The following is a 4,522-nucleotide window of genomic DNA, read 5'->3' as shown; positions in this document are numbered from 1 at the left end:
CGCCCCCCCGGCCCCCCCGGGGGGCCCCGCCGCGGGGCCCCCCGGGGGACGGCCCGGGGCCCGGCGGCCCGCCCCCGCCCCCCCCCCCGGGCGGGGGGGGGGGGGGCCCGCGGCCCCCGCGCCTCCCGTCCGTTCGTGGGGTGTGTCCAGGGCACCGCTTGCGACCGTCCGGACGGACCGTCATCCCGCGCGGTCTGGCAGTGTCCGACTGCTAGGGTCGTTACGGCGACGTTACGGGGCGTATCGTCCACCACACGCGGGCCCGAAGGGCCTGTGACTCCGAAAGCAGCGCCCCCTGGGCGCTCCACACCCACCAGGAGATCCATTGACCGTCAAGATCGGTATCAACGGCTTCGGCCGTATCGGCCGCAACTTCTTCCGGGCCGCCCTCGCGAAGGGCTCCGACCTCGAGATCGTTGCGGTGAACGACCTCACCGACAACGCCGCACTGGCGAACCTGCTGAAGTTCGACTCCATCACGGGTCGTCTCGGCAAGTCCGTCGAGCTCGACGGCGACAACATCGTCGTCGACGGCAAGGCGATCAAGGTCCTGGCGGAGCGCGACCCCGCCAACCTCCCCTGGGGCGAGCTGGGCGTCGACATCGTCATCGAGTCGACCGGCTTCTTCACCAAGGCCGCCGATGCGCAGAAGCACATCGACGCCGGCGCCAAGAAGGTCATCATCTCCGCCCCGGCCACGGGTGACGACGTCACCATCGTGCTCGGTGTGAACGAGGACCAGTACGACCCGGCTAACCACAACATCATCTCGAACGCGTCGTGCACCACGAACAGCCTCGCGCCGCTCGCCAAGGTGTTCAACGACAAGTTCGGCATCGAGCGTGGCCTCATGACCACGGTCCACGCCTACACCGCCGACCAGAACCTGCAGGACGGCCCGCACAAGGACCCCCGTCGTGCCCGTGCGGCCGCGCTGAACATCGTCCCGACCTCGACCGGTGCCGCCAAGGCCATCGGCCAGGTCATGCCGGAGCTCGCCGGCAAGCTCGACGGCTTCGCGCTCCGCGTCCCGGTCCCGACCGGCTCGATCACCGACCTCACCCTCGAGACCAAGTCCGAGGTCACCGTCGACGAGATCAACGCCGCGTACAAGGAGGCCGCCGAGGGCCCCCTCAAGGGCATCCTGCTCTACAGCGAGGACCCGCTGGTGTCGACCGACATCACCACGGACCCGCACTCCTCGATCTACGACTCCGGCCTGACCAAGGTCATCGGTGGCCTCGTGAAGATCACCTCGTGGTACGACAACGAGTGGGGCTACTCGAACCGCCTCGTCGACCTCACCGAGTACGTGGGCGAGCGGCTCTAAGCAGATGGCGCTCCGCACCCTCGGCGACCTCGGCGACCTCGCCGGCAAGCGCGTCGTCGTCCGTTGTGACCTGAACGTCCCACTCAAGGACGGCACGATCACGGACGACGGCCGCGTCCGGGCGTCGCTGACGACCCTGAACACCCTGATCACCGCCGGCGCGCGCGTCATCGTGATCTCCCACCTCGGGCGCCCCGACGGCGAACCGAAGCCGGAGTTCTCGCTCGCGCCGGTCGGCCAGCGGCTGTCCGAGTTGCTCGGGAAAGAGGTGACCTTCGTCGGCGAGACCGTCGGCGACGAGGCCACCGCTGCCGCCGAGGCCCTCGAGGACGGCGACGTCCTGCTGCTCGAGAACCTCCGGTTCAACCCGGAGGAGACCTCGAAGGACGCCGCCGCGCGCAGCGGTTTCGCGGACCGGATCGCAGCCCTCGGGGACGCCTTCGTGTCCGACGGCTTCGGTGTCGTGCACCGCAAGCAGGCCTCGGTCTACGAACTCGCGTCCGCGCTGCCCAGTGCAGCCGGTTCGCTCATCGAGACCGAGCTGCGGGTGCTCGAGCGGCTGACCAAGGAGCCGGAGCGGCCGTACACGGTCGTGCTCGGTGGCTCGAAGGTCAGCGACAAGCTCGGCGTCATCGACCACCTCCTGCCGCAGGTCGACACCCTGTGCATCGGGGGCGGCATGCTCTTCACCTTCCTCGCGGCCCAGGGCCACGGGGTGGCGAAGTCGCTGCTCGAGTCCGACCAGCTCGACGTCGTCCGCGAGTACCTCTCGCGGGCGAAGGAGCTCGGCGTGACCATCGACCTGCCGACCGACGTCGTCGTGGCCTCCGGGTTCGCGGCCGACGCGCAGCACGAGACGGTCGCCGCGGACGCCATCGAGTCGTCCTCGTTCGGCGCCGACGGCATCGGTCTCGACATCGGCCCGGAGACGGCGGCGCGCTTCGCCTCGGCCGTGTCCGGTTCGAAGACGGTGTTCTGGAACGGCCCGATGGGCGTGTTCGAGTTCCCGGCGTTCGCCGCCGGTACCAAGACCGTCGCGCAGGCGCTCACCGAGGTCGACGGCCTCGGGGTCGTCGGCGGTGGCGACTCCGCTGCTGCCGTCCGGTCCCTCGGGTTCTCGGACGACCAGTTCGGCCACATCTCGACCGGTGGCGGTGCGAGCCTCGAGTTCCTCGAGGGCAAGTCGCTCCCCGGTCTCGAAGCCCTGGGGTGGACCCGATGACCCGTACGCCGTTCATCGCCGGTAACTGGAAGATGAACCTCGATCACCTGCAGGCGATCGCCACCGTGCAGAAGCTCGCGTGGACGCTGAAGGACGCGCGCCACGACTTCGACGACGTCGAGGTCGCGGTGTTCCCGCCCTTCACCGACCTCCGCAGCGTGCAGACGCTCATCTCGGCCGACAAGCTCCCGATCCGCTTCGGTGCGCAGGACCTCTCGCAGCACGACTCCGGAGCCTTCACGGGCGACGTGTCGGGTGCGTTCCTGGCCGCGCTCGACGCGCAGTACGTCATCGTCGGGCACTCCGAGCGGCGCACGCTGCACGGGGAGACCGACGAGGTCGTCGCCGCGAAGACCGCCGCGGCCGTCAAGCACGGTCTCGTGCCGGTCGTCTGCGTCGGTGAGACGGGCGAGCAGCGCGAGGAGCGCGGGGCCGGTGTCGTGCCGGTCGAGCAGCTCAAGGTCGTCCTCGACGCGGTGAAGCCGTCCGAGATCGTCGTCGCCTACGAGCCCGTCTGGGCGATCGGTTCCGGTCAGGCCGCGACAGCCGAGCAGGCCCAGGAGGACTGCGCCGCACTGCGTCGCGGGATCGCCGCGGCCTGGGACGACGAGGCCGCAGCCGAGACCCGTGTGCTCTACGGCGGTTCGGTGAAGTCCGGCAACATCGCGGGCTTCCTCCGCGAGCCCGACATCGACGGCGCGCTCGTCGGTGGCGCCTCGCTCGACGTGCAGGAGTTCGCGGCGATCGCGCGCTTCCGGCAGCACGTCGGACTCTGACAACCGTGCTCAGGCCGGCCGTGTCCGCACGGCCGGCCTGAGCCACGCCCGGCCTGCGGGCTCGGTCCGGTCCACCGGGCCGGTATACTCGCATGGCTGACTGACACGAAAGGTACGTCGTGGCGATTCTCTCCGTCGTGCTGCAGGTCCTGCTCGCTATCACGAGCCTCCTGCTCACGCTCCTCATCCTGCTGCACAAGGGCCGCGGTGGCGGCCTCTCCGACATGTTCGGCGGCGGCGTGACGAGCAACCTCGGTGCGTCCGGCGTTGCCGAGCGCAACCTCAACCGCATCACGGTGATCCTCGGTCTGGTCTGGATCGTGTCCATCATCGTGCTCGGTCTCATCAACAAGTTCACGGCGGGGAGCTGATCCATGGCAAGCGGAGGCAGTGCAATCCGAGGGTCTCGCGTCGGCGCGGGCCCGATGGGGGAGCAGGACCGCGGGGTCCAGGCCGAGCGTGTGGCGATCTCGTACTGGGACGCCCTCGGCAACGAGGTCGTGCGGTACTTCGCCGCCGGTCTCCCGGACGAGGAGATCCCCGAGACGGTGGACTCGCCGTCGACCGGGCTCCCGGCCGGCCGTGACAAGGAGAACCCGCCCGTGGTCTCCAAGACGGAGCCGTACAAGACGCACCTCGCGTACGTGAAGGAGCGGCGCACCGAGGAAGAGGCAGCCCAGCTCCTCGAGGACGCGCTGCAGCAGCTGCGCGAGCGTCGCGGCACCGCGAAGAAGGACTAGCGCCCCGAGCGCCCGAAGGCCCCCGCACCGATCCGGTACGGGGGCCTTCGTCGTGCGGATGGCTTCCCGAGCGGGCGGATGGCTTCCCGAGCGGGCGGAACACGCCGCCCGCGTGCCGTCGAGTGGGCAGAACACGCTGCCGAGAGGCTCCGAACGCGACGAATGTTGCCCGGTCGGGTGCGGGTCGCACGTCACCGAACGATCCTGTGCCTGGTTCGCCAGTCGGCCGCCGAACGGGCAAGACGCGCCGTGCATAGTCCGGCGAACGGGCCGGACGTGCCGTCTCGGCGCGCCGAGCGTGACGTATTGTGCCCGCTCGCGGGCGGCCGGGACGGGACCACGAACGGACGGGAGGCGCGGGGGCCGCCGGGCCCCCCCCCCCCCGCCCGGGGGGGGGGGGGCGGGCCCCCTGGGAGCGCTTATGGTTGAGGGGGACGCGCGCCCGGGGGCCGTG

Annotated in this window: 5 protein-coding genes; all 5 read left to right on the top strand. The window is 70.5% G+C overall.

Translation table 11 applies throughout. The features are described 5' to 3' along the window. Positions 1–325 precede the first annotated feature (325 nt). The 5 genes from gap (at position 326) to ABIC61_RS18565 (ending at position 4,068) form a co-directional block, all read left to right on the top strand. The gene (gap, locus tag ABIC61_RS18585) at positions 326–1,330 is read left to right on the top strand and encodes a type I glyceraldehyde-3-phosphate dehydrogenase (protein WP_144749714.1); all 1,005 of its coding nucleotides are present in this window, start codon (positions 326–328) and stop codon (positions 1,328–1,330) included. Between the two features lie 4 nt (positions 1,331–1,334). After that, the gene (locus ABIC61_RS18580) at positions 1,335–2,552 is read left to right on the top strand and encodes a phosphoglycerate kinase (protein ID WP_354031088.1); all 1,218 of its coding nucleotides are present in this window, start codon (positions 1,335–1,337) and stop codon (positions 2,550–2,552) included. After that, positions 2,549–3,328, top strand: a complete 780-nt coding sequence (gene tpiA, locus ABIC61_RS18575) for a triose-phosphate isomerase (protein ID WP_354031087.1) — start codon at positions 2,549–2,551, stop codon at positions 3,326–3,328. Before ABIC61_RS18580 ends, tpiA begins: the two co-directional genes overlap by 4 nt. 119 nt (positions 3,329–3,447) lie before the next feature. Beyond that, positions 3,448–3,699 (top strand): preprotein translocase subunit SecG, encoded by a 252-nt coding sequence (gene secG, locus ABIC61_RS18570; RefSeq protein ID WP_058727797.1) that lies wholly within the window; start codon positions 3,448–3,450, stop codon positions 3,697–3,699. A 3-nt stretch (positions 3,700–3,702) separates the two neighbouring features. After that, entirely contained in the window at positions 3,703–4,068 is a 366-nt protein-coding gene (locus ABIC61_RS18565) for an RNA polymerase-binding protein RbpA (protein WP_079236116.1), read from the top strand. Positions 4,069–4,522: the final 454 nt, after the last annotated feature.

The organism is Curtobacterium sp. 1544 (genome assembly GCF_040544915.1).
Lineage (GTDB): Bacteria > Actinomycetota > Actinomycetes > Actinomycetales > Microbacteriaceae > Curtobacterium > Curtobacterium pusillum_C.
Note: the sequence above shows the minus strand (reverse complement) of the source record. Positions and strands in the feature narration are given on the sequence as shown.

Bases quoted from the DNA above. Each gene is read 5' to 3' on its own strand.
- ABIC61_RS18580 (WP_354031088.1), top strand. From the start codon at position 1,335: ATGGCGCTCCGCACCCTCGGCGACCTCGGCGACCTCGCCGGCAAGCGC.
- tpiA (WP_354031087.1), top strand. From the start codon at position 2,549: ATGACCCGTACGCCGTTCATCGCCGGTAACTGGAAGATGAACCTCGAT.
- ABIC61_RS18565 (WP_079236116.1), top strand. From the start codon at position 3,703: ATGGCAAGCGGAGGCAGTGCAATCCGAGGGTCTCGCGTCGGCGCGGGC.